The sequence below is a fragment of the Pseudoalteromonas sp. SG44-8 genome, assembly GCF_014164125.1.
Lineage (GTDB): Bacteria > Pseudomonadota > Gammaproteobacteria > Enterobacterales > Alteromonadaceae > Pseudoalteromonas > Pseudoalteromonas rhizosphaerae.
The window spans coordinates 1-23,862 of the sequence record NZ_JACJEQ010000044.1; the positions used below are offsets into that span (position 1 = coordinate 1).

The 23,862-nt window shown below is 40.8% G+C and carries 17 protein-coding genes; 11 read left to right on the forward strand and 6 right to left on the reverse strand.

Going from position 1 to position 23,862, the window contains the following annotated elements; translation table 11 throughout:
* Positions 1-442: 442 nt before the first annotated feature.
* Complete coding sequence (locus H5163_RS20025) at positions 443-1,105, forward strand: response regulator transcription factor (RefSeq protein ID WP_145235355.1); 663 nt, start codon at positions 443-445, stop codon at positions 1,103-1,105.
* Here H5163_RS20025 and H5163_RS20030 read toward each other — a convergent pair.
* Positions 1,102-4,641, reverse strand: coding sequence for a PAS-domain containing protein (locus H5163_RS20030; RefSeq protein ID WP_182735821.1), 3,540 nt, complete (start codon positions 4,639-4,641; stop codon positions 1,102-1,104). The genes H5163_RS20025 and H5163_RS20030 overlap by 4 nt on opposite strands.
* A gap of 181 nt (positions 4,642-4,822) precedes the next feature.
* Here H5163_RS20030 and H5163_RS20035 point away from each other — a divergent pair, with 181 nt between their 5' ends.
* The 9 genes from H5163_RS20035 to H5163_RS20075 all read left to right on the forward strand — a co-directional run bounded on the left by H5163_RS20035 (position 4,823) and on the right by H5163_RS20075 (position 14,862).
* Entirely contained in the window at positions 4,823-5,863 is a 1,041-nt protein-coding gene (locus H5163_RS20035; protein WP_145235348.1) for a DcaP family trimeric outer membrane transporter, read from the forward strand.
* A 140-nt stretch (positions 5,864-6,003) separates the two neighbouring features.
* Positions 6,004-6,810, forward strand: coding sequence for an ABC transporter ATP-binding protein (locus H5163_RS20040; RefSeq protein ID WP_182717177.1), 807 nt, complete (start codon positions 6,004-6,006; stop codon positions 6,808-6,810).
* A complete protein-coding gene (locus H5163_RS20045) occupies positions 6,810-8,771 on the forward strand; it encodes a long-chain fatty acid--CoA ligase (RefSeq protein WP_145235344.1) in 1,962 nt (653 codons plus the stop codon). The genes H5163_RS20040 and H5163_RS20045 overlap by 1 nt, the downstream gene beginning before the upstream one ends.
* Entirely contained in the window at positions 8,768-9,661 is an 894-nt protein-coding gene (locus H5163_RS20050) for a branched-chain amino acid ABC transporter permease (protein ID WP_145235342.1), read from the forward strand. Before H5163_RS20045 ends, H5163_RS20050 begins: the two co-directional genes overlap by 4 nt.
* Before the next feature lie 68 nt (positions 9,662-9,729).
* Positions 9,730-10,803, forward strand: a complete 1,074-nt coding sequence (locus tag H5163_RS20055) for a branched-chain amino acid ABC transporter permease (RefSeq protein WP_149982122.1) — start codon at positions 9,730-9,732, stop codon at positions 10,801-10,803.
* Positions 10,804-10,899: 96 nt separating this feature from the next.
* A complete protein-coding gene (locus H5163_RS20060; protein WP_182735822.1) occupies positions 10,900-12,150 on the forward strand; it encodes an ABC transporter substrate-binding protein in 1,251 nt (416 codons plus the stop codon).
* An 82-nt stretch (positions 12,151-12,232) separates the two neighbouring features.
* Positions 12,233-13,054: an ABC transporter ATP-binding protein gene (locus H5163_RS20065; protein WP_145235336.1), complete on the forward strand. Its 822-nt coding sequence runs from the start codon at positions 12,233-12,235 to the stop codon at positions 13,052-13,054.
* 45 nt (positions 13,055-13,099) lie between these two features.
* Positions 13,100-14,347, forward strand: a complete 1,248-nt coding sequence (locus tag H5163_RS20070) for a phenylacetate--CoA ligase family protein (RefSeq protein WP_149982123.1) — start codon at positions 13,100-13,102, stop codon at positions 14,345-14,347.
* A 23-nt stretch (positions 14,348-14,370) separates the two neighbouring features.
* Positions 14,371-14,862 carry a PaaI family thioesterase gene (locus H5163_RS20075; protein WP_145235331.1) on the forward strand — a complete coding sequence of 164 codons (492 nt, stop codon included), beginning with the start codon at positions 14,371-14,373 and terminating at the stop codon, positions 14,860-14,862.
* A 48-nt stretch (positions 14,863-14,910) separates the two neighbouring features.
* On the opposite strand, the gene H5163_RS20080 is transcribed toward H5163_RS20075, so the two are convergent.
* From H5163_RS20080 to H5163_RS20100, 5 genes are all read right to left on the reverse strand, one after another.
* Complete coding sequence (locus H5163_RS20080) at positions 14,911-15,171, reverse strand: hypothetical protein (RefSeq protein ID WP_145235329.1); 261 nt, start codon at positions 15,169-15,171, stop codon at positions 14,911-14,913.
* Between the two features lie 202 nt (positions 15,172-15,373).
* Positions 15,374-15,997: a 3'-5' exonuclease gene (locus H5163_RS20085; RefSeq protein WP_182735823.1), complete on the reverse strand. Its 624-nt coding sequence runs from the start codon at positions 15,995-15,997 to the stop codon at positions 15,374-15,376.
* A gap of 35 nt (positions 15,998-16,032) precedes the next feature.
* Positions 16,033-17,871 carry a DUF294 nucleotidyltransferase-like domain-containing protein gene (locus tag H5163_RS20090; protein WP_145235325.1) on the reverse strand — a complete coding sequence of 613 codons (1,839 nt, stop codon included), beginning with the start codon at positions 17,869-17,871 and terminating at the stop codon, positions 16,033-16,035.
* A gap of 119 nt (positions 17,872-17,990) precedes the next feature.
* A complete protein-coding gene (locus tag H5163_RS20095) occupies positions 17,991-19,715 on the reverse strand; it encodes a sodium:solute symporter family protein (protein ID WP_145235323.1) in 1,725 nt (574 codons plus the stop codon).
* A 10-nt stretch (positions 19,716-19,725) separates the two neighbouring features.
* A complete protein-coding gene (locus H5163_RS20100; protein ID WP_145235321.1) occupies positions 19,726-19,989 on the reverse strand; it encodes a DUF4212 domain-containing protein in 264 nt (87 codons plus the stop codon).
* Positions 19,990-20,377: 388 nt separating this feature from the next.
* On the opposite strand from H5163_RS20100, the gene H5163_RS20105 reads away from it, so the two are divergent.
* A complete protein-coding gene (locus H5163_RS20105) occupies positions 20,378-23,818 on the forward strand; it encodes a PAS-domain containing protein (protein ID WP_182735824.1) in 3,441 nt (1,146 codons plus the stop codon).
* Positions 23,819-23,862 lie beyond the last annotated feature (44 nt).

Genomic DNA, 23,862 nt, shown 5'->3' on the forward strand with positions numbered 1-23,862 from the left:
TTGTTGCAATTTTTGTAATCGACCTTTGTCTTGATTAAAAGTGTGAAAGTTAAATAAATGTTTTATGCCCTGTTTTTATGATGCGATTTTGGTAATCGACCTTTGTCTTGATTATAAGAGGGAAAGTTAAATAAATGTGTTAAGCCCGCTTTTGATGCTGCAATTTTGGTAATCGACCTTTAATCTGAATATAAAAGGCAAGATTAAATAAATGTTTACTCCCTCTCCTTTCTTCCTGATATCTACTCATAACATAGAATAAAACAGCGCTTATAGGTTCATTTTCACGAGTGAATTTTAGTCAATTTATGCTATTTAGGTTTATTATTATTGAATTATTTTATAATAGCGTTACTTTATTCAAGACAACGAACACTATTCAATCAAAAAACAATTGATGAAACTAAAAGATCATTAATCTAAACATTAGGTTAGAAATAAAATGACAACACACACAAAAATCTTAATTGCAGATGATCACCCGCTGTTTCGACAAGCACTATTACTTATGCTGGAATCAAGCTTTAATAATGCTTGCCTACTTGAAGCCGAAACAATTCCCGAATTAGAGCACAAATTAGCAAACACCACAGATGTTGATCTGATCTTACTCGATCTTGATATTCCGGGTGCACAGGGTTTTAATACGCTGAGTAATATACGTGAGCTGTATCCTGAAATAGGGGTGATTGTAGTATCAGGTTTTGAAGAGCCTGATACCATACGCAAAGCGATGAGCCTGGGTGCAGCAGGCTTTATACCTAAATCAACTCCCGTCCCTGAGATGATAAAAGCAATAGAAGATGTGCTACAAGGCAAACTATGGACACCCACCGATGATCACAATAAAAATACGCCAGAGCAACAGCAAGCAGAAAAGTTAGCAACATTAACGCCCCAACAGCATAAAATATTACACATGTTTGCCGATGGTTTGTTAAATAAACAAATCGCCTACGAACTTAGCTTGTCTGAATCTACAATCAAAAGCCATGCCAGCACAATATACTTAAAACTTGGGGTAAAAAGTCGTACTCAAGCCGTGATTTTATTAAACGAGCAGCAACTGGCACAAGCATCACTTTCACCTTTTCATCGCCATTAACTATTATAATTTTTTTCTAGCTGTTTAGTTAATAAAGCACTCATCAACGCCCGTAATGCGACGGGCTTGATGATTTTCCGCAAATAGCCAATATCGGCTTGCTTTGCCTGTACTTGCACTAACTCATCAGTTGTTGCGGTAATTAAAATCGCAGGTAATGGATACTGGCTGATTGCTCGAATACGCTTGATTAATTCAATGCCATTACAGGCATCAAGATGCTCCGAGTGAGGCTTTTGCTCCTGTCGCTCAGAGTAGTCTACTGTTACAATATGCAAAGGGTTAGCGGGGAACATTGGTTCAGCACTAAGTTGATAATCAACTAAGAGAATATCAATTTCATCTTCATGTGTTTTATAAAGTGCAGACGCCTCGGCTGCGGTTGTCGCGGTAAATACACGACATTTCCAGGCTGTTAAAAGCTCGGTCATACCTGCAATAACATCTTTTTCGTTATCAATACATAGCACCCCAACTCCTTGCAAAGTCATATTCTTAGGGGCAAGTGTCGGCTTTGTTTGCTGTACACGGTTTACAATCGGTACTTCAACGCTAAACAAGCAGCCATGCTCAGGCTCTGATACCAAGCCAACCTTATGCTCAAGAATATTAGCCAGGCTTTGTGCAATATTTAAACCCAACCCCAAGCCTTTAGGGCCAATCAATTGCGTCGATAATTGTGTAAATTGTTCAAATACTTCTTGCTGCTTATCTTCGGGGATGCCAGGTCCGTTATCAATCACTTGAATACTTAAGTAATTGCCCTTACGACGACAACCCAGCAATACTTTACCTTTATTTGCATAGCGAAATGCATTACTTAAAAAGTTTTGCACAATCCGCGTTAGCAAAGTTAGATCTGTGCGGATAAATAATTGACTTGAGTGACAGCGAAAATCAATTTGATAATCTTTACTCAAGGCAGAAAACTCCGAATGCAACATACTAAATACCCGCTCCAGTGCAATGTCATTGAAAACAGGGATGATATTGCCACTTTCAATCCGCGCAATTTCATTTAAATCAAGTAATAGGTTATTTGCTATCTCTAACGAATTATCAATTTTCTTAATTTGCTCACGCTCTTGTATTGACACTCTAGGGCTCAAACAAACCGCAGAAGAAAACAACCTAGCAGCCGACAATGGTTGCAAAAGATCATGACTACAGGCTCTTAAATATTGACTCTTTTTCAAATGAGCCTGCTCTGCTTTTAACCTTGCATCAGCGAGTTCTCGATTGGCTTTTTCAAGCTCTAAGTTTGCTAGTTCTAATTCTGTCGTGCGCGCAAGAACACGACTTTCAAGATCGGTATTTTCTTCTTTTAAATAATTTTCTGCTCGGCGAAACTCCGTAATATCTGAGAAAATCATCACAAATCCTCCACCAGGTATTGGGTTCCCTTCAATTAACAGCACCTTACCATTGGCTAACTTTCGCTCTGATTTATGCTTACTACCGGCTTTTAAGTACTCAAGACGTTTATTAACCTGCCCCTCAATATTATGTATATAGCGATTTTGATTGCTAAGGTTGAAGCGGATCAACTGGCTAATTGGGCAACCAATATAGATTAAATTTTTAGGGTAATTAAAAATATCTAGATACTGCTTATTCCATGCTACTAAATTCAAATTAGCATCTATCACAGAGATCCCTTCACTGGTATTTTCAATCGCTCCTTGCAATACTGAACGACTAAATTCAAGTTGTTGAGTAGAGTTATCCTCAACAATTTTAGCAACTTGATCAAATGCGATATCACGACCAGCCAAAGCAAAAGAAATCACCAATTTGGCTGATGCCGAGCCCATTACACTCGCTAATGTCTGCTCTGCATGCAGTAATAAAGCCTCATTATAGGTTTTATGCTTTTTAATTTTATTTGATTGATTAAATTCAGCAAAGCACTCGGCTGCTTTGTCTTGACCAATAAAGCGAGCAATTAACAGCTCGAGTTCCTGACGATCTATTTTTGGTTGTTTAGGCAGATGTGAATCTTGTTTATTATCGGTTTCATAGAAATATTTACTCTGCATTTCTTCGCGAATATTTTGCCGAGTAAGCTGTGAAACAATAAACAGCACAATAAGGTTAATAGCCAAGCCAAACAAGGTAGCCACCGTTGTAGCAGGCCAATTTGTATTGCTTAACGGGTGTGCATAAAACCCAAGCTGTGGTAATAAATTAAACAGTGCCCAAATAGAGAAACCACAAAACATGCCCCAAAAAACGCCCTTTTGAGTCGCTCTTCGCCAAAAAAAAGCAGCAACCAATGCAGGCCCTATTTGCGCAATCGCGCCAAACGCAACCTCACCAAGTGATGCCAGCGTATCAGGTGGAGAAACTAATAACATACAATAACTAAGCGCAATAACTACAACGACTAAGATTTTACGGATCAATAATAATCGGGATTGAAAGTGTAAAAAGTCATGGTGCTTACGAGGCGCTAATTTAAAAATTAACGGAAAAACAATTTCGTTACTGAGCATAGTACTCAATGCAATGGTCGATACAATCACCATTGAACTTGCCGCAGAAACCGCCCCTAAAAACGCAAATAACGACAGCCACTGTTGGCCGTTGTAGGCGGGCAAAAATAAAACATAAGCATCAGGGTCTAAAGACTGGCCATAATTTAATGTGCCAGCAAGGCCTATGGGACCTGCAAAAAAAGCGAATACCAAAATATAAAGAGGTAATAACCAGCGCGCTAAATTACTGGTTTTTTGTTCTTTAATCTCAACAAACATAACTTGAAATTGCCTTGGTAAACATAAAAAAGCCGACATAACGATGATCAATAAACCCACCATACCTACTAGGTTATAGCTTTCAAACTGCTGCGATAAGGACACGTAATCTTGTGACTTTTGCCAAATATCAGCGGGGGAATCATAAATAACAAATGATACAAATAAGCCAACAAGTAAAAAAGCGATCAGTTTAACTAACGATTCAAAGGCAATCGCTATCATAACGCCGGGATGACGCTCTGTTACATCGATAGTTCGAATGCCAAAGATAATGGTGAATCCAGCTAAAATCAGGCTAACGATTAAACCTAATTGCCAAATCGGAAAATCTTGGCTTTGCTGTAAAATTTTATAAGAGTAAACAATCGCTTTAAGCTGCAAAGCAATATAAGGCAAGGTGCCAATCATGGCCACTAACGTTACCAACAAGGCTAAGCTTTGTGATTTACCAAACCGAGCCGAAAGTAAATCAGCAATGGAAGTACTTTTGAGTTTGAGGCAGGTTTTTATGATCCGCTGAATAAAAGGCCAAGCAAATATAAATAATAAAATAGGGGCTAAATAAACCGAAATATAAGAAAAAGAGCTATTTGCCGCCTGCGCTGAAGTACCTAGAAACCCCCAAGACGTACAGTAAACCCCTAATGATAAGGCATAAATAATAGCATGCTGTTTGGCAACTAGCTTATGTCGATACTTGCCCCCAAGGTGGGCAATTAGAAATAACAAACTAATGTAACCAATACTTACACTAACCAACAACCAATTAGAAAACATCGCGCTCTTCTTTGTATCAAATTGTATTTATTCTTATTTTCAATGCTTACTTTGCCCGTAAAACACAGCATATAACATTGGACTAAAGGACTAAGCGCAAGGTACTAGCCCTTATTTACAATTGTTGATTTTTTCGACTCACCTAGTATGAATCACACATAATAACAAAGGAATTTGGTCGATGTTCAACACACAATATAAAAAATTACTGCTTACATCTGCTTTTCTTACTGCCAGTACATCCGCACTGGCAGGCTACGAGATCAACATAACTGAAAACGATAAATTAACCTTCGGTGGCTACATTAAAATTGATGCACGATACGTTGACGGTGACATTGCCTATCGTGATTACTGGATTGGTGATGGCATTGCTTTAGAAGAAGACGCATCCCAGTTTCGTATCTTTGCTAACGAAACCCGTTTCAATACTAAATACCAACACGGCGAGATAACAGGCTTCATCGAAATGGATTTTTGGGGCGGCGGCGGTAATGAAATTGTCTCTAACTCAGCTAACCCGCGCATCCGACATGCTTTTATAAACTACAAAGATCTCACTGTTGGCCAAACTTGGTCAACCTTTATGAATACTAGCGCAATTCCTGAAACTGCCGATTTTGCTGGCGCAACAACAGGTCTAGTATTTATTCGTCAAGGACAAGTACGTTATAACATGGGCAACTTCCAAGTATCCATTGAAAATCCTGAGAGCTGGGGGGGCGATACCGCAAACGATAATATTCCTGATTTAATCGCACGCTATAACATCAAAGGTGATTGGGGCAATGTCTCTATTTCTGGCTTAGCACGGCAATTACATACCTTATCAGGTAACACTGAAAGCGCCTTTGGCGCATCTGTTGCGGCACGAATTAAAACAACAGGAAAAGATGACTTACGCCTACAAATTCATAAAGGTGATTTAGGCCGCTATGTAGGGGCTGCGGCTGTTAAAGATCTCTATGGTGAAGAAGTTGAAGATATTACCTCTGTATTAGTTGCCTATCGTCATTTTTGGAATGATTCACTGCGTTCAAGCGTGCTGTACGGCAAAGTTGATGGAGATGTATCCAATCGTGAGCGTACGCAATGGGGTATAAACCTCTTTCAAAACTTAACTAAAGAACTCGAAGTGGGTATTGAAGTCGGTAACTTTTCAATTGATGAGTTAGATAAAGATTCAAATTACCTACAAGCCACAATGAGATACATCCTCTAGCTGACAGAACACTTTCTAATGTTTGTTGTGTGTAATAACGACCCCAACCGTTAATACATTTTAAAGAGGGTTCACCCCCTCTTATTTTTCAACGCATTCGTTATTCATTTTTATTCTCAGTTAAATTTAGGAGTATGAGTATGACAACATCGATACTCAATATAGAGCAAATATCGCTAGCCTTTGGTGGTGTTAAAGCCTTAACAGATGTTAGTTTTTCGGTGACTAAAGGCTCTGTATTTTCAATTATTGGCCCAAATGGGGCTGGTAAAACATCAATGCTCAATTGCATTTCTGGCCGCTATCAACCTAACAGTGGAAAAATCACCTTTGCAGATCAAGATGTTACCCACTTAAAACCCAATGACCGCGCAGACTTAGGTATGGGCCGTACTTTTCAAAACTTAGCCTTATTTGGCCATATGTCAGTGCTCGATAATATTATGGTTGGTCGCCATCACTTATTAAAAAACAATTGGTTAACAGGGCCGTTATATTGGGCTTCTGGGGCGCAAAAAGAAGAACTCGCTCACCGTAGAAAAGTAGAAGAAGTGATCGACTTCCTTGAGATCTCTCATATCAGAAAATCCATCGCTGGCACCTTGTCTTACGGGCTTCGTAAACGCGTTGAATTAGCTCGTGCAATGGCTCTAAACCCAAAACTGATTTTACTTGACGAACCAATGGCTGGAATGAATCTGGAAGAAAAAGAAGACATGGCCAGATACATCCTCGATTTAAATGAAGAATTCGGTATTACGGTCGTTATGATTGAACATGATATGGGAGTTGTAATGGATATTTCTCATGAAGTTATGGTGCTGGATTTTGGTAAAAAATTAATTTCTGGTTTACCACACGAAGTCATGGCTGACCCCTATGTTAAACGTGCCTACCTTGGTCTTGAAGACGACGCAGAGCCAGCCACCTTAGAGGAGGTAAGTTAATGACTAGCCAAATCAATCAAGATTTTGAGATGGGTGAACTGAATACCTTCCCCAAAATCCTACAACACAATGCCACGCATTGGCCTGATATGGTGGCGATGCGAGAAAAAGAGTTTGGTATTTGGAACGAGTTCAGCTGGGCCGAATATAACAATAAAGTAAAGTGGTTGTCGCTCGCGTTGAGTAACAAAGGCGTGAATACAGATGATACCATTGCCTTACTTGGTGATAACCGCCCAGAATGGATATGGGGCGAAATTGCTGCTCACGCTTTACGTTGCCATTCATTAGGTATTTATCAAGATTCAATGCATGACGAAGTAATCTATTTACTCGCTAGCAGTGGCGCAACCGTTGTGATTGCTGAAAACGAAGAGCAATGCGATAAATTACTTGATTTAGGTGATGGCATAGAGCAAGTAAAATTCATTGTTTATTGCGACCCAAGAGGTATGCGCAAATACAACGACTCGCGACTTATAGATATCAATACCCTATACACACTGGGCCAAGAACTCGAACAAGCATACCCTGATCGTTATCAAGCCATGATAGATGCCTCAGCCCCTGACGACATTGCTATTTACTGCACCACTTCAGGTACCACATCAAAACCCAAAATTGCCCTACTCAATGGTGGCAATTTTATTAAGCACTGTAGTTCATATTTACGTGCTGACCCGCGTCAAGCTGGCGACAACTATGTATCTGTATTGCCCTTACCTTGGATCATGGAGCAAGTCTATGCAATTGGCCAAGCACTGATCGCCCGTCAAATTGTAAATTTTGTTGAAGAACAAGAAACACTCATGGCTGACCTACGAGAAATTGGCCCCAGCTTTGTACTATTAGCACCACGGGTATGGGAAGGCATTTTAGCTGACGTACAAACCCGTATGATGGATTCAACACCTTTTAAAAGAAAGCTATTTAATTTTGCCATGAAGCTGGCTGAGCAAAGCCAAGTAACAGGCAAAAAATCATGGCTAGCTGAAATTCTACTGCTAAAAGCACTTCGTGATCGACTCGGTTTTTCATTCTTAAAATCGGCTGCCACCGGCGGAGCTGCGATGGGGCCTGACACCTTTAAGTTTTTCCAAACCATTGGTGTGCCTTTACGCCAACTCTACGGCCAAACAGAAATGTGCGGAGCTTACACCATCCATCATGAAGCCGATGTTGACTACGACAGTGTTGGCGTCGCGTTTGATAATGCACAAATTAAAGTCATTAATCCCGATAAAGCCGGTATTGGCGAAGTTATTGCTAAAACAGTCGGAATGTTTAGTGGCTACCTTAATAATCAACAAGCCTATGATGAAGACGTGATTGACGGCTGGATGCAAACAGGTGATGCCGGTTACTTTAAACCGTCTGGCCATTTAGTGGTGATTGATCGGATCAAAGATCTCGCTTGCACCAGCGACGGCGCACAATATTCTCCTCAATATATAGAAAACAAACTTAAGTTTTCTTCATTTATTGGCGAAGCCGTTATTTTAGGTAAAGCAAAGCCTTATCTATCAGCCATCATTTGTATTCGTTTTAGTATTGTTGCGAAATGGGCTGAGCAACAAGGGCTGTCGTTTACCAACTACACCAACTTATCAACCCTGCCTGAAGTGTACGAAAAAATTGGCGAAGAAATAATGCGCGTCAATGAGTCACTTCCTGAATCACAAAAAATCCATAAATTTTTATTACTTTACAAAGAACTTGATGCCGATGATGGCGAATTAACACGAACCCGTAAAGTTCGCCGTAGTGTTATTGCGGATAAATATGGCGACATTATTTCATCCATTTATGACAACAAGGAAAATGTTGATATTGATACCATGGTGGTATTTCAAGATGGTACTAAAACCCGTATTCAAACCCAGCTTAAAGTCACTTCGCTGATCGAAACAGCCTGCACGGCTGCTGATAACACTATCAACATAACACGGAGAGTCTCATGAATTTTGAATTGCTAATTCAACTAATCGTCAATGGTTTAATTGTCGGCTTACTCTATGGCGTCGTTGGGATGTGCTTTGTATTAGTGTACAAATCAACGCAAATTGTAAACTTTGCCCAAGGTGAGTTTTTATTAGTGGGTGCCTGGGTATGCTGGGCAGTACTGATTTATTTAGAGCTGCCTTTTGTAGTGGGCTTTTTACTGACAATGGCCTTTATGGCAATCTTTGGTGTGCTGCTGCAAATGATTGTTTTACGCCCGATGATAGGTGAACCTATTATCTCAGTGATCATGATCACCATTGGCTTATCAATCTTTTTTCAAGCCTTGATGAAATGGATTTTTGGTGTTTCAGCGCAAAGTTACCCGCAAGTATTTACCACTAATAGCATCCAAATATTTGGCTTGAACATTGAAGCCGCTTACTTAATGAGCACCGTAATCGCCTTAATAATTATGGTTGCCTTCTATCTATTCTTTAAACATTCAAAATACGGTTTAGCAATGCGAGCCACAGCCTTTGATCAACAGATTGCACAAAGCTTAGGTATTTCGGTAAAACAAGTTTTTGCTATGAGCTGGGGTATTGCTGCTACGGTTTCAGCCACAGCTGGAATTGTTATTGGCATGGTAAACGGGGTTTCAAATTCACTGTCATTAATTGGTATCAAAGTTTTCCCTGCAGTTATTCTTGGCGGTTTAGATTCTATCATCGGCGCTATTGTCGGTGGTTTGATCATTGGTGTATTAGAGAATGTCGCTGAGTTTTTCGACAGCCAATATCTGCATGTTGGCAATATGTATGACATCGCACCATTTTACGTGTTGCTCGTCATCCTTTGGTTCAAACCATACGGTTTGTTCGGCACAAAAGATATTGAACGTATTTAAACAAGCCGATTTAGGTGCATCAATAGCGCCTAACAAGTGCAGATAAAGGTAAATTTTAGGAGTTTATTATGTCCAGTTTAACCATGAGACCCTGCGGCGATTTCCGCACCAGTTATAAACAAGATAATACAATTTTTGAAACAACAACCATCAAAAATGTGGCAATTTTCGCAATTGCCCTATTATGTGCAGCGCCATACTTAGTCGATGCATATTACTTAACCCTATTTATTCAAATTTCATATTTAGGGATAGCCGCACTAGGGCTCAATATTTTGGTCGGTTACACCGGACAAATTTCATTAGGTCATGGCGCATTTTTTGGCTTTGGTGCTTTTGCATCAGCATGGCTCAATATCTCCTTTGGTATTCCTGTATTGCTGTGTATTCCACTGGCTGGTTTTTTAACAATGGCTGTAGGCATGATGTTTGGTTTACCGGCCTCAAGAATTAAAGGCTTGTACTTAGCTATTGCCACACTGGCTGCGCAGTTTATTTTAGAAGACTTCTTTGCCCGTGCTGACTGGTTTTCTGGTGGTTCTGCCGGCTCATCTGCCGACCCAATTAGTATATTTGGCTTTGTTTTTAATAGCGATGAAAGCTTCTTTTATATCGCCTTAGCAGCCTTAGTTATTATGTATATTTGGGGCTGTAATCTGATGCGCAGTCGTGATGGTCGCGCCTTTGTTGCAGTACGTGACCATTATCTATCAGCTGAGATCATGGGCATCAAGCTCAATAAATATCGCTTACTCTCTTTTGGTATATCGTCTTTTTATGCCGGTATTGGCGGTGCCTTATATGCCCATTACTTAGGCTATGTTTCTGCCGAAGGCTTCACCTTATTTATGTCGATTCAATTTTTAGCCATGATCATCATCGGCGGCTTGGGTTCAATTAAAGGCACCTTAATGGGTGTGGTATTTATGGTGTTTTTACCTGAAGTGCTCGAAAGCGGCGTTGGTTTAATGAAGATGACCGACTGGGGCAATATTCCTATGGTGGTTGATGGCCTGGCCTATATCAAAGAAATGGCCATTGGCTTAGTGATTATCTTATTCCTTATTTTTGAGCCGCAAGGCATGGCACACCGCTGGGCACAAATTAAAAACTATTGGAAGTTTTACCCGTTCTCGTACTAATCAATAGACACTAACTTAAGCATATACAACACACATGAGCATCATTAATGCGTAAATAATTGGCAATCTAGCCATAAAAAGAAAAAGGAAATAGTTATGCACAATCATAAGGCAAAATTAACGTCTCTATTAATAGTAAGCGCGCTGTGCACCAGCAAACAAACATTCGCTGAAGACTCAGTCTTTGTTGGTCATCTAGCTGATATGAGTGGCCCGACAGCTTTTGTTGGTAAAAATTACGCTGACGGCGTGCGTGATTCCCTAGCTTACATTAACGAAAATGGTGGCATCAATGGCACTAAACTCGAATATGAAACAATTGATTACGCTTACAAAGTGCCGCAAGCGATTGCCGCTTATAAAAAGTGGCATTCGCGTAAAAACATGGTTGCCATGCAAGGCTGGGGCACCGCTGATACCGAAGCACTGATCTCATTTGTAGCCAAAGATAAACTACCAGTATTTTCAGCGTCTTACTCTGGCCACTTAACGGATCCTATGGGTAAAAACCCACATACAAAGAAACCAGCTCCTTATAACTTTTTTTACGGCGCATCCTATTCAGATGCGTGCCGCGGTTTAGTCCAGTGGGCAGCTGAGGACTGGCAAAAAAAGGGGGGCAAAGGCAAACCTAAGTTTACTCATATTGGTGCAAATCACCCCTTCCCTAATGCACCGAAAGAAGCCTGTGCAGAGTACGCCACCGAATTAGGCTTTGATGTACAGCCTGCGGTTGTTATTTCGATGAAACCAGGTGATTTTAAAGCGCAATGTTTAAGCTTAAAAAGCTCAGGCTCAAATTACGGATATATAGGCAATCTAGGTGGTTCAGTATTGTCTTTAGTTAAATCATGTAACACCGTTGGTACCGATATTCAGTTTATGTCGAATATATGGGGGGGCGATAAAAAAATATTCCAAGCTGCGGGCGAAGGCATTAAAGATTATGTATTTCCAGCTATGACGCCGTTTTGGACTGATCAAGTACCTGGCATGAAACTCGTTAGGGAGATTTCAAAACAATCAGACCCTTCAGGCCAAGAAGAGCGTGTTCATCATTACATTCGTGGCGTGTGCTCAACATTCTTTATGAAAGAGGCTATGGAATGGGCAAAAGATAACGGCGGAATAACCGGTGAAAATATTAAAAAAGCCATGTATGCCCGTAAAGATTGGGTACCAGCAGGACTTGAAGGCGTATGCCTTGCGGGCAACTGGAGTGAACAAGATCACCGTGGCACTAACCAAGTTTACATTTACAAAGGCAACTATAACGAAGGCAATGTCGTCGTTGAAGAGTTATCACTGGTAACCATTGAGCGCCGTGATGCGTGGTTAGGTTTTTAATAGCTCGTTAAACATAGCAGCGGATGAAGCATCTCGTTATTTTCATCCGCTGATAAATTATTAATTTTTCACGGAGTTAGCTATGTCACAAGCAGCTATAAAAATACAACCTGCATCACCAATTCTAAGCGTTAACAATATTGAAGTTGTTTACGATGAAGTCATCCAAGTTTTACGTGGTGTTAGTTTAGATGTGCCAGAGGGTGAAATAGTCACCCTACTTGGGCCAAATGGCGCAGGAAAATCAACCACCTTAAAAGCCATTTCTGGCTTATTAAAAACTGAAAATGGCGAAGTCACTAAAGGCGACATTACCTTTATGGGCGAACGAATAGACAATAAAAATGCCGAAGATGTGGTGCGCAGTGGATTGTTTCAGGTTATGGAAGGGCGTCGTATCATCGAAGATATGACCTCTCTAGAAAACTTAAAACTCGGCGCCTTTACCCGCAAAGACGCACAAATAAATCAAGACATTGAAATGGTGTACCACTATTTCCCTCGCTTAAAAGAACGCACAGGCTTAGCTGGGTATTTATCAGGTGGCGAACAACAAATGCTGGCAATTGGCCGTGCATTAATGGCACGTCCAAAGATGATTTGCCTCGATGAGCCATCGATGGGGTTATCGCCATTATTGGTTAAAGAAGTGTTCGGAATCATAAAAAAGATTAACCAAGATCAAGGTATTACTATGCTGTTGGTAGAACAAAATGCCAACTATGCACTGAGAGCGGCTAATTATGGTTACATCATTGAATCAGGGAAAGTTGTATTAGATGGCACACAAGAGCAGCTTTTAAACAACGAAGATGTAAAAGAGTTTTACCTCGGTGGAGGTAACGAAGAACGTAAAAGCTTTAAAGATCTTAAGTCATATAAACGTCGCAAACGCTGGTTGTAATCAACCTATCTATCTCTCTACTTTTTCTATGTTACTGGAGCTATTATGAGCCATTTTTATCATGCCAATGAACATCAACACTCTGAAACCAGAGAACAAAATTTATTGTCCCGTTTAGCTGACTTTATTACCTATGCAAAAAATAACAGCCCCTATTATCAGGCTATATTAGCGAACATTGATGCCACGAATATCACTACTCGCTCACAACTAGCGACTTTGCCGATCACCAGAAAATCTGACCTTTTAGACATACAAAAGCAACAGCCTCCGCTTGGCGGTCTCGCATCTAAAAGTGGCCATATAAATCGAATTTTTCAATCACCGGGGCCTATTTATGACCCTGAAAATTGCCAGCAAGATTGGTGGCGAATGGGCCAAGCCTTTTATGCTGCGGGGTTTAGAGCAGGTGAGTTAGTACAAAATTGTTTGTCATACCATTTGACTCCTGGCGGTTTTATTCTTGATTCAGGGGCGCGTGCGTGTGGCTGTGTGGTTATACCCGCAGGCCCAGGGCAAACAGATCAACAACTTGACGTAATAGAAGATTTACACCCGCAAGGTTATTGTGGCACTCCCTCTTTTTTAAAAATATTACTGGATAAAGCGCAGGCAACTAAACGTGACGTTAGCAGCCTCAAAAAAGCACTGGTGACTGGAGAAGCATTATCTCATGAACTGCGCGAGTTATTTAAACAACAAGGTATCAACACCTTACAGGCTTACGCAAGTGCCGATGTAGGCTTAATTGGCTATGAAACCATTGCTGACGATGGGTTAATTATCGCTGAAGATTTAATTGTCGAAATTGTGCGCCCAGGCAGCCTCACTCCAGTCGCAGATGGTGAGATTGGTGAAGTGGTTATTACCAGTTTCAATACTGATTATCCGTTAATCCGTTTTGCAACCGGTGACTTATCGGCTATCAAGCCAGGGCAAAGTGCGTGTGGTCGGACTAACATGCGCATTCAAGGTTGGTTAGGTAGAGCCGATCAAACCACGAAAATAAAAGGTATGTTTGTTCATCCTCAACAAATAGAGCGAATTAGGCTCAGTGTTAAGGGGATAAAGAAAATGCGCTTAGTGGTCAAGCTACAAGATCATCAAGACAAAATGCAGCTATTGTGTGAATACGATCAAGACCAATCAGAGCTAACTAAACTGGAACTCACCGGCGTATTGCTAGATAACTTAAAACAATACACAAAATTAAATGGCAGTGTTGAGTTGGTCGAGCTAGGCAGCTTAGCTGATGATGGCAAAGTGATTGATGATCAACGAGTCATCGGATAACCCAATTAGAACTAGGAGTTTTAATGAACAATATAGCCTTTCAAGATTATTACCCCGATGAGCTCAGCCATTGTTATGGCTGTGGCAAAAACAATGAGCAGGGTCACCAATTAAAAAGTTATTGGTATCAGGATGAGCAAAATCAAGGCAATATCGATAAAACTATCGCCCACTTTACGCCGCAACCTTGCCATACAGCAATCCCTGGCTTTGTTTATGGTGGGCTGCTTGCGTCCCTGATTGACTGCCATGGTACAGGCAGTGCCGCTGCTATAGCTTATCGATATGCAGAGCGAGAGATGGGGACTCAACCTGCATTTCGTTTTGTTACAGGGGCTTTAAATGTTAACTTTTTAGCGCCGACTCCAATGGGGGTAGAGCTGCAGCTAATAGGTAGCTTCATTGAAGTAAAACCCAACAAAGTGATTGTCGACATCACGCTATCAGCGAACAACGTGATCTGTGTTAAAGGCAGCGTAATTGCTGTGAAAATGCCAGCGAGCTTTATCAGTTAGCATTCAAAGTTAAGAGCGAACTGCCGTGTTCGCTCTTCAATTCAAAACTTAGCGCTTACCTAGCTTTTTCAGCAGTACACTGACTGATAGCGACAAAGCCATAATCACCACACCATAAATAACTAACATACCTGACGGTGTAGCAAGTTCTATTATTTGCTCGTTTGCGCCCACGCATAAGTTTGTTTTATGATTAATAGCCCCACCACTATCTAAACAGCGGTCAACCAATAAAAACCCATGTAACCACCATACGGCGAACAAGCTCACTAAAACGCCAGCTAAAGATGGCAGTAAATTATTTTTCATAGATAAAAACCAAACGAGAAAGTAAATGTTAGTGCTCTACAATAGCAAATAAAGTACCTAAAAAGATTACGATAAAAGCCTGTTTTTAAGAATAAAAATTAATACTTACGGCGCGATATAGTTAACAATTAAAACAGTTGTTCAGCTAGGATATATATTAATAATAATGAGAACGGTAGAGTGTAATTAATCAGCGTTAGGTTTAAACCAACTCAGCCAACTTTAGTTCATTGACACGGCTAATTTGATGGCATTGTGCTAACAGTAATTCAGCGGTAGCCATGGCATCGGTAAGTGCATGATGGCAACCATAATGAGGTAGCTCATACCGCGCCCTGCAGGCACTGAGAGTTAAATCGTCTAAGCCTATTTCATGGCCTTGTTGGTGCAGGCGCTTTTTTTCAATCTGAAAAGTATCAATAATCAATAAAGGCTGCACATCAATATTATGTGCTTGAAATGCCTGCTTTAAAAATCCCCAATCTAAAGTAGCATTATGAAACACCAAAATAGCATCCGAAAAATGAGCGCTTAGCTTAGCTAAAATAGCCGCTAAGCTTTTTCCATTAGCGACATCTTGCTGGGCAATTCCATGATAAACAGGACTTTGCTCAAGGCGCAGCACTTCTTTATTTATGGCGTGCTGAGCTTGGCTCAATTTAATGCATTGCTTTTCTATCAACACCCACGCAATCGAGACGATTTCATGCAGTTTTGGATCCAGTCCAGTCAACTCTAAATCAATCACTATATAGCGCTGTACTAGTGCGTTTTGAGCAAGTAATCGCTTACGTGCTAAATAACGACTCAACCAACGTTTAACCACTTAGCTTGTCACCTTATTCATAGCAAAACACATATTTATAAACTTCCACGAGCAAACTTAAATGCCGCAGCTTGTTGTGCGAGCTTGAGTAAATAAAACGCTTCTTTTAATTGATGGCGCTCTAGCGAGTTTAACTTATCTGGATTAATACAGTTACTCGGTAGTCCTTCTTCATTTATTTGTGTACGTAAACGTAATTGAGTTAAAAATCGCCAGCAGTCTTTCAAATTATATACATCGTGATTACTTAACAATGAGTGTTTCAGCAATGCATCTAAGCGCTCTTGGGTGTTCGCTCTGCGGATCCCTGCTTTTAACGCATACAAGCGCACAATGTCATTGATGATAACCACACCACGCTTTTTCAAATCAATGTATCTATGTTGCTTAGCATCTTTTTCTAACTTGAATTGATTAAATAACCCTATCGGCACAGAATTCGATTTAATATCCGTTGCCATTGCGGCGTAAAATAATTCGTTGCGAGAAATTCGGGTTAGTTGCTCACAAAATGCAGTGTAAAGTGCCGTTGAGCCTTCAATAAAACGTAAATCAAAAAATATTTTACAGTTGAGCATTGCTTCAGGTGTCGGGCTTTTGATCCAGTTAAAAAAGCGCTCACACCAATCCGATATACTCATTCTGCATAATTCGCTGCTTGCCATAATATTACCTGGGCAGCGTTTAATACCGCACTCAACCAACTGTTCGCAAACAAACTCCCCCATGCGGCGATAGTAATCTTGATGTTGCTCGCTTAAGTCATCAGGTAGTAATAAGCCGTTATCTTGATCAGAATGTAAGGTTTGCTCTTCACGCGCTTGAGAGCCAAAACAAATAAAACTAAAGCTAGTAGGAGCGGCACCGTTATCTTCTTGGAATAAATATATTAGTCGTGAGGTTAACGCATCAGTTAAGCCACTGAGTAATTTACCTATTAAAGATATATCATCAATATTATGAGAAAAACTACGCAGTAATTCTGGTACTTCTGCCGCATAACGCTTTAAATCGGCGACACTGCGAGCTTTATAAATACGGCCAATCAATTGTACGGGGTCGCTCTTTTGCTGACGTAATAAGTCTGTGCTGGTGATCATACCCAACGCTTTATGGTGTTCATCCAACACTGGTAAATGATGAATGTTATGTTTGAGCATTAAATGCAGAGCTGAAAAAACACGGTTATTTTCAAAAATAAACTTGGGTTTGACACTCATGATAATGCTAACCGCTTGTTTGGGATCGATTTCATCTGCCAATACTCGGTTACGTAAATCGCGATCTGTAACCACACCAACTAAGCGTTCAAATTCTGTCACCATAATCGAAGACACGCCGTGCTCTTTCATTTTTTTAGCTGCTTGACGAATACTTGCATCGGGCGATAATGTGACCGCTTTACGTGACATCAGTTCAGATATTTTACGTTCAGACCAACTATCGTTTTGGCTTTTATAATGTGAAGAAAGCAGCCGATTTGCATGCGCGCGCACAAAATACTGCTCAAACGTTTTATATTCACGGCGCAAGTAGTCGAAAGCATCTTGGTTAAGCATATAAACAATGCCCTCTTTTTGCACTGCTAAATGATTTTGAATTGCTTCTCCGGTTAATAACGAAGGAAAACCAAAATACTCTCCTTGCGCTAACCGTGTGATCACATCACCTTTAGCATCCACTAAGTCATACAAACCAGAACGAATTAAAAACAGTTTAGGTGATTCTGATTGCAGCCATTGTGTTTGGTTTTCACGAGTCAGATAAATAACATCTAGGTGCTTTACAAAATAATCCGTAGCACTGCTATTAAGGTGACTAAAAGGAGTTTGTGCTAGCACAAACTGGGCTACTTCCTGTTGCTCATTATTCATTTGTCTACTCGCAAAAAACAATCGTACAATCACTGTACTGCTATCAACGGTAAATAAAAAGCCCGACTTAAGTCGGGCTTTTGGATCTATCAATATTAATTAATAGAGTATCAGCGTTATTAGTGAGCGTGAGCTTCACTAGAACCTTTAGGATTACGAATGCTTTCAACCATTTCTTGAATTTCAAGCGGTGTATCGGCAGTAAATTTAAGTACGATTGCTGCAACTGAGAAATTAATAATCATACCTACTAAACCAATACCTTCCGGTGAAATACCTAAGAACCAATGCTCAGGGCTATTTAGTTCTGGGCTGATAAACTTGAAGAAGATGATATATGCTGCAGTAAAGGTAATACCTGTAACCATACCTAGAACCGCACCTTCTTTATTCATCTTCTTAGAGAAGATACCCATAATGATCGCCGGGAAGAAACTTGCTGCGGCCAAGCCGAATGCAAATGCCACTACCGACGCCACGAATCCAGGCGGATTAATACCAAAGTAAGCGGAGATAACAATCGCAACCATGGCTGCCAACCTCGCTGCGAGTAACTCTTGTTTATCGCTAATGTCTGGTTTTAAGGTCCGCTTAAGCAAATCATGCGATACCGAAGTCGAAATAACTAATAATAAGCCTGCGGTTGTTGATAATGCAGCTGCAATACCACCGGCGGCCACAAGTGCCACGACCCATGCTGGTAAGTTAGCAATTTCAGGGTTAGCAAGTACCATGATGTCGCGGTCAACGTTAACTTCGTTAGCGCTATTTGGATCACTGATCTTACCTGCTGTGTAGAACATTTTGCCATCACCATTTTTATCATTAAAAGTGATTAAGCCCGTTCTTTCCCAATTTTTTACCCATACTGGTGCTTCAGCGTATTCAGTACCACTTCCGTCTTTACCATTTATGGTATCAATCATGTTTACGCGGGCAAATGCCGCAACGGCTGGCGCGGTTGTGTAAACTATCGCAATGAATACTAAAGTCCATGCCGCTGAAATACGCGTATCTTTAACGCGAGGTACAGTGAAAAAGCGTACAATTACATGAGGAAGACCGGCAGTACCCACCATTAAGGCACCAGTAATAGCAAACACATCAATCATGCTCTTAGAGCCTTCAGTGTATTGTGCAAAGCCAAGTTCAGCACTTAAACCGTCCAGTTTATCAAGTACGTATACACCATCGCTGCCAATTAATGTCGCGCCAAAGCCTGTTTGTGGGAAGAAGTGACCCGTCATCATCATAGAGATAAAGATGGCAGGAACAAGGTAAGCAAATACCAGTACACAGTACTGTGCAACTTGGGTATAAGTAATGCCCTTCATACCACCGAGTACCGCATAAAAGAATACGATAACCATACCAATGTAAACGCCAGTTTCAATTTCAACTTCTAAGAAACGTGAGAATACAACCCCTACACCGCGCATTTGCCCTGCAATGTATGTAAAACAAATGAAGATGGCACATAAGATTGCCACTAAACGCGCGGTGCGTGAATAGTAACGGTCGCCGATAAAGTCTGGCACAGTAAACTTGCCGAATTTACGTAAGTAAGGTGCTAAACACATAGCAAGTAGTACATAGCCACCTGTCCACCCCATTAAGTAAACGCCGCCATCATACCCTGCAAAAGAGATGATACCCGCCATTGAAATAAATGACGCTGCACTCATCCAGTCTGCGGCTGTTGCCATACCATTAGCCAGAGGCGGAACCCCACCACCTGCTACATAAAACTCTTTTGTTGAACCAGCTCGGGCCCAAATTGCAATGCCGATATAAAGCGCGAAGCTCAACCCGACAATTATAAACGTGAGTGTTTGAACATCCATTGCTTAGCTCCTATTCGTCTACGCCGTATTTTTTATCTAACGTATTCATTTTGAAAACGTACACAAAAATCAAAGCAACAAAGGTGTAAATCGCGCCTTGCTGGGAGAACCAGAAGCCAAGTTTAAACCCAAAAAAACGCACTTCATTAAGTACATCAACCAGTATTATGCCAAAGCCAAACGACACGACAAACCAAACTGCTAATAATTTAAACAGCAGTGAAATGTTTTCCGCCCAATAAGCTTTTGCTTGTTCTTCATCTTTAAAAGCCATTTTTATTTCCTCTTTAACATCTGTAAAAAGTGATGTGTTCGATTTATTCTCGGTTATAAACTTAGCAATGCCTGAACAATATTGAATTGAGACCATAGTCGTAACAACAGATTAACGTTTACGTAAACTGCAATGCGGCGCTTGTTACAAAAAAGTAAAAAGCGTTTTTTATCATAATGTTAAGTATTTCCACTCGGTGATTTTAACTATTCACCTAAGCTATATTGCACACTTGCGACATTAGTCTAATATATCAACAAAACATTAAATTCCTTATATATATCAAATAAATATGTTTATTTTAAGAATACTTACAAAAATTGACAGCTCAAAATAGTGAAAACTTCTGGTATGGTGTGCAATAACATAATAAAAATTGAATAAAAACATGACTGCTGCACTAATTTTTGTCGCTTTAGCGTACATTGGCATATTGTTTTGGCTAGCAAACTGGGGCGATAAAACCACACCGCTGGCAAAACGAATTAGCCATCACCCTTTTGTTTACTCCTTTTCGCTGGGTATTTACTGTACTTCGTGGACTTATTACGGCTCTGTTGGTACTGCGGCTACCAGTAGTTGGAGCTATTTACCCATTCTACTTGGCCCTGCACTATTGTTTTTTTTCGGACAAGGATTTTTGCGCAAACTGGTACTGGTGAGTAAAAAACAAAATATCACCACCATTGCCGATTTTATCTCTGCCCGTTATGGCAAACGTCAAACCACCGCCATTATGGTGACTATGATTGCCCTACTAGCAACCATTCCTTATATCGCCTTGCAATTAAAAGCACTGAGCAATAGCTTCTTACTACTGCAAAGTGACAATAAAATATCGGGATCTATGGTCGCGCTTTCTGCCACCCTGATCATGGCTATGTTCGCAATATTTTTTGGCACCCGTAAAGTTGATGTAACCGAATACCGTTCAGGATTAATGTTGGCAGTCGCATTTGAATCAATGATCAAACTACTGGCATTAGTAGCAGTAGCGGCTTTGGCAGTGTACACCTTGTATAATTTACCCAGTGCTAATGAAGAACAAATAAAAGAATCTTTATGGCAACATTGGAATAACTTTAACTTTTTAAGCTTTAACTTTATTGGTCAATCACTGATGGCCGCTGCTGCAATCATCTGTTTGCCAAGACAATTTCACGTTACAGTGGTTGATAACCAAGACAAACGTCACCTATTTACCGCTCGTTGGGCATTTCCACTTTATTTACTGCTGACGGCAGCAATGATTTTACCAATAGCCACCGCAGCTATTCATCCACAGATCGGCAATAGCTTCTCCCCTGATAGTTTTGTATTGGCGCTGCCATTAATGAATGACAATGTATTACTTACCACCTTTGTATTTATTGGCGGAATATCCGCAGCGACTGCGATGATTGTGGTTGCCACTTTGACCCTGAGTACCATGATCTCAAACGATGTGGTATTACCACTAATGCTGCGACGTAAATTCAAACGCAACCTGATCACCAGCAGTTATAAGCCACAAATATTACTGGTAAGGCGTTTTACCATCGCCGGTATTTTGATCTTATCGTATTTTTATCAGCAATGGTTTGGTCATGGCAAAGCACTAGCCAGCATGGGGTTAGTTGCATTTTCTTTGGTAACGCAATTATTACCCGCCATTGTGGGCGGCCTATACTGGCGCAAAGGCCATGCCTACGGTGTTTATGCTGGTTTATTAGCGGGGTTGATTTGTTGGATATTGTTTTTAATGTTACCTATTTTAGATGCAGGTAATACACTTGACACCGAACTACAACAAACCCTTATTACCCGCGGCACACTGATCGCTTTATTTGCCAATATTGGCTGTTATATTAGTTTTTCACTGGGAGCTGATGAGCGGTTAATTGATAAAATTCAAGCAGCAGCATTCGTTAATCCCAAGGAGCAAGCAGTACTTGCAAGACGTTTAAACAAAAACGTGAAAGCCACGGTATACGATTTTAAAGTACTGTTACAAACCTTTTTAGGAGTCCAGCGTAGCCAACAAGTATTGACGCATTTTTCACTGACTCACCAACTCGGAGAAAATAACACTCACCCAGATCCTGAGTTTATAGCTTACTGCGAACGCGCCTTGACCGGTGTATTAGGCGCCTCTTCAGCGCAAGCTTTGATCCACACTGTAGCGTCGGGCAAGCGAATGGCATTTGAAGAAGTGGTTAACTTTTTTGATGAAACAACGCAAGCACTACAGTTTAACCAAAACCTGTTGTTCACCTCTTTAGAGAATCTCAGTCATGGTATTTCAGTTGTTGATAAAGAGCTTAATCTTGTTGCGTGGAATAAGCGCTACGCAGAGATGTTTAATTACCCCGAAGGATTTTTAGAAGTAGGTCAACCGATTGAGCAAATTATTCGTTACAATGCGGAGCGCGGCGAATGTGGCCCTGGTGAAATAGAACGCCAAGTAGAAAAGCGCGTACAACATTTAAAAAATGGTAGTTCGCATCACTTTATCCGTCACCGTCGTAACGGCCTAGTGTACGAAATGACCGGTAACCCACTGCCTGATGGCGGCTTTGTTACTAGCTTTTCAGATATTACCACTCACATTGCCACACAAAATGCACTTGAAGAAGTGAATATGGATTTGGAAAATCGTATTGAAGCGCGTACCCAAGAAATTCGAACTATCAATAAAGATCTCGAAGCACAAATAGAAAGCCGCGTACAAACAGAGCAAGCACTCACTTTAGCAAAACGAGAAGCAGAGCAAGCCAATGACAGTAAAACCCGCTTTTTAGCTTTAGCAAGTCACGATATTTTGCAACCGCTCAACGCCGCCCGTTTATACCTTGCTGCGATAGATGAAAAATCCCTCGCTGATAATAATATCAATAACTTCGAAAAGCTCGGTGCCAGCCTCGATTCAACAGTGCATTTAATGTCAGCCCTATTAGAAATTGCCAAACTTGAACAAGGTGCGATGACCCCCACCCCTCGCCACTTTAGTATTGATGATATCCTCGCACCACTGCGCAATGAATACGCCATTTTAACAAGCGAAAAAGGCCTCAAGCTCACAGTGCGCAGCGGACAGTATATTGTCCACAGTGATATCACCTATCTACGGCGAATTGTGCAGAACTTAGTATCAAATGCAGTTAAATACACCAATACGGGCAAAGTATTAGTAGCGTGTCGTAAACGCAAACATCACCTGCGCATTGAAGTGTGGGACACCGGCCCTGGCATTAGCGAGGTAGAGCAAGCAAAAATATTTAACGACTTCTACCGCGTAGAGGCCTCTGACAATAAAGGCGTTGGCCTTGGCCTTAGCGTAGTAAAGCGTATGGTAGATTTACTGTCGATTCGCTTAGATGTGCGCTCAACCCCGCAAAGAGGTAGCTGCTTTAGTATTGAAGTCCCTTATGGCGAAAGCCAATTTGTTCAGCAAAAACACGTTACCAATAGCTTGTTTGAAGAGCGCTCTGCAATGAATATCGTTGCCGTTGATGACGACCCTGAAAACCTAAACGCCATGGCCAGTTTATTACAAAAGTGGCAAGCTAATTATCAGTTGTTTGATCAAGTTGAAGGCGTACTCGCATACGCAAATGAACACAGCGCACCGGATGTGATATTAATGGATTATCAGTTAGGCCATGAACACGATGGTATTACATTAATTAAAGCCCTGCGGGAAATTTGGCAAACCAACGTACCGGCAATTTTAATCACCGCAGTACGCGACGTAGAGCTAAAACAAGCGACTAAAGCCGCTGATATTCATTACTTGTATAAACCAATCAAGCCGGGGACATTAAAAGCACTGCTAAACCATAGTACGTGAAAGGAAAGGTGCTAAATGCTAGGTTTTAGGATCTAGGCGCCAGG

Bases quoted from the DNA above. Each gene is read 5' to 3' on its own strand.
- H5163_RS20060 (WP_182735822.1), top strand. From the start codon at position 10,900: ATGCACAATCATAAGGCAAAATTAACGTCTCTATTAATAGTAAGCGCG.
- H5163_RS20075 (WP_145235331.1), top strand. From the start codon at position 14,371: ATGAACAATATAGCCTTTCAAGATTATTACCCCGATGAGCTCAGCCAT.
- H5163_RS20040 (WP_182717177.1), top strand. From the start codon at position 6,004: ATGACAACATCGATACTCAATATAGAGCAAATATCGCTAGCCTTTGGT.
- H5163_RS20050 (WP_145235342.1), top strand. From the start codon at position 8,768: ATGAATTTTGAATTGCTAATTCAACTAATCGTCAATGGTTTAATTGTC.
- H5163_RS20095 (WP_145235323.1), bottom strand. From the start codon at position 19,715: ATGGATGTTCAAACACTCACGTTTATAATTGTCGGGTTGAGCTTCGCG.
- H5163_RS20080 (WP_145235329.1), bottom strand. From the start codon at position 15,171: ATGAAAAATAATTTACTGCCATCTTTAGCTGGCGTTTTAGTGAGCTTG.
- H5163_RS20030 (WP_182735821.1), bottom strand. From the start codon at position 4,641: ATGTTTTCTAATTGGTTGTTGGTTAGTGTAAGTATTGGTTACATTAGT.
- H5163_RS20025 (WP_145235355.1), top strand. From the start codon at position 443: ATGACAACACACACAAAAATCTTAATTGCAGATGATCACCCGCTGTTT.
- H5163_RS20090 (WP_145235325.1), bottom strand. From the start codon at position 17,871: ATGAATAATGAGCAACAGGAAGTAGCCCAGTTTGTGCTAGCACAAACT.
- H5163_RS20065 (WP_145235336.1), top strand. From the start codon at position 12,233: ATGTCACAAGCAGCTATAAAAATACAACCTGCATCACCAATTCTAAGC.
- H5163_RS20070 (WP_149982123.1), top strand. From the start codon at position 13,100: ATGAGCCATTTTTATCATGCCAATGAACATCAACACTCTGAAACCAGA.
- H5163_RS20055 (WP_149982122.1), top strand. From the start codon at position 9,730: ATGTCCAGTTTAACCATGAGACCCTGCGGCGATTTCCGCACCAGTTAT.
- H5163_RS20100 (WP_145235321.1), bottom strand. From the start codon at position 19,989: ATGGCTTTTAAAGATGAAGAACAAGCAAAAGCTTATTGGGCGGAAAAC.
- H5163_RS20035 (WP_145235348.1), top strand. From the start codon at position 4,823: ATGTTCAACACACAATATAAAAAATTACTGCTTACATCTGCTTTTCTT.
- H5163_RS20045 (WP_145235344.1), top strand. From the start codon at position 6,810: ATGACTAGCCAAATCAATCAAGATTTTGAGATGGGTGAACTGAATACC.
- H5163_RS20105 (WP_182735824.1), top strand. From the start codon at position 20,378: ATGACTGCTGCACTAATTTTTGTCGCTTTAGCGTACATTGGCATATTG.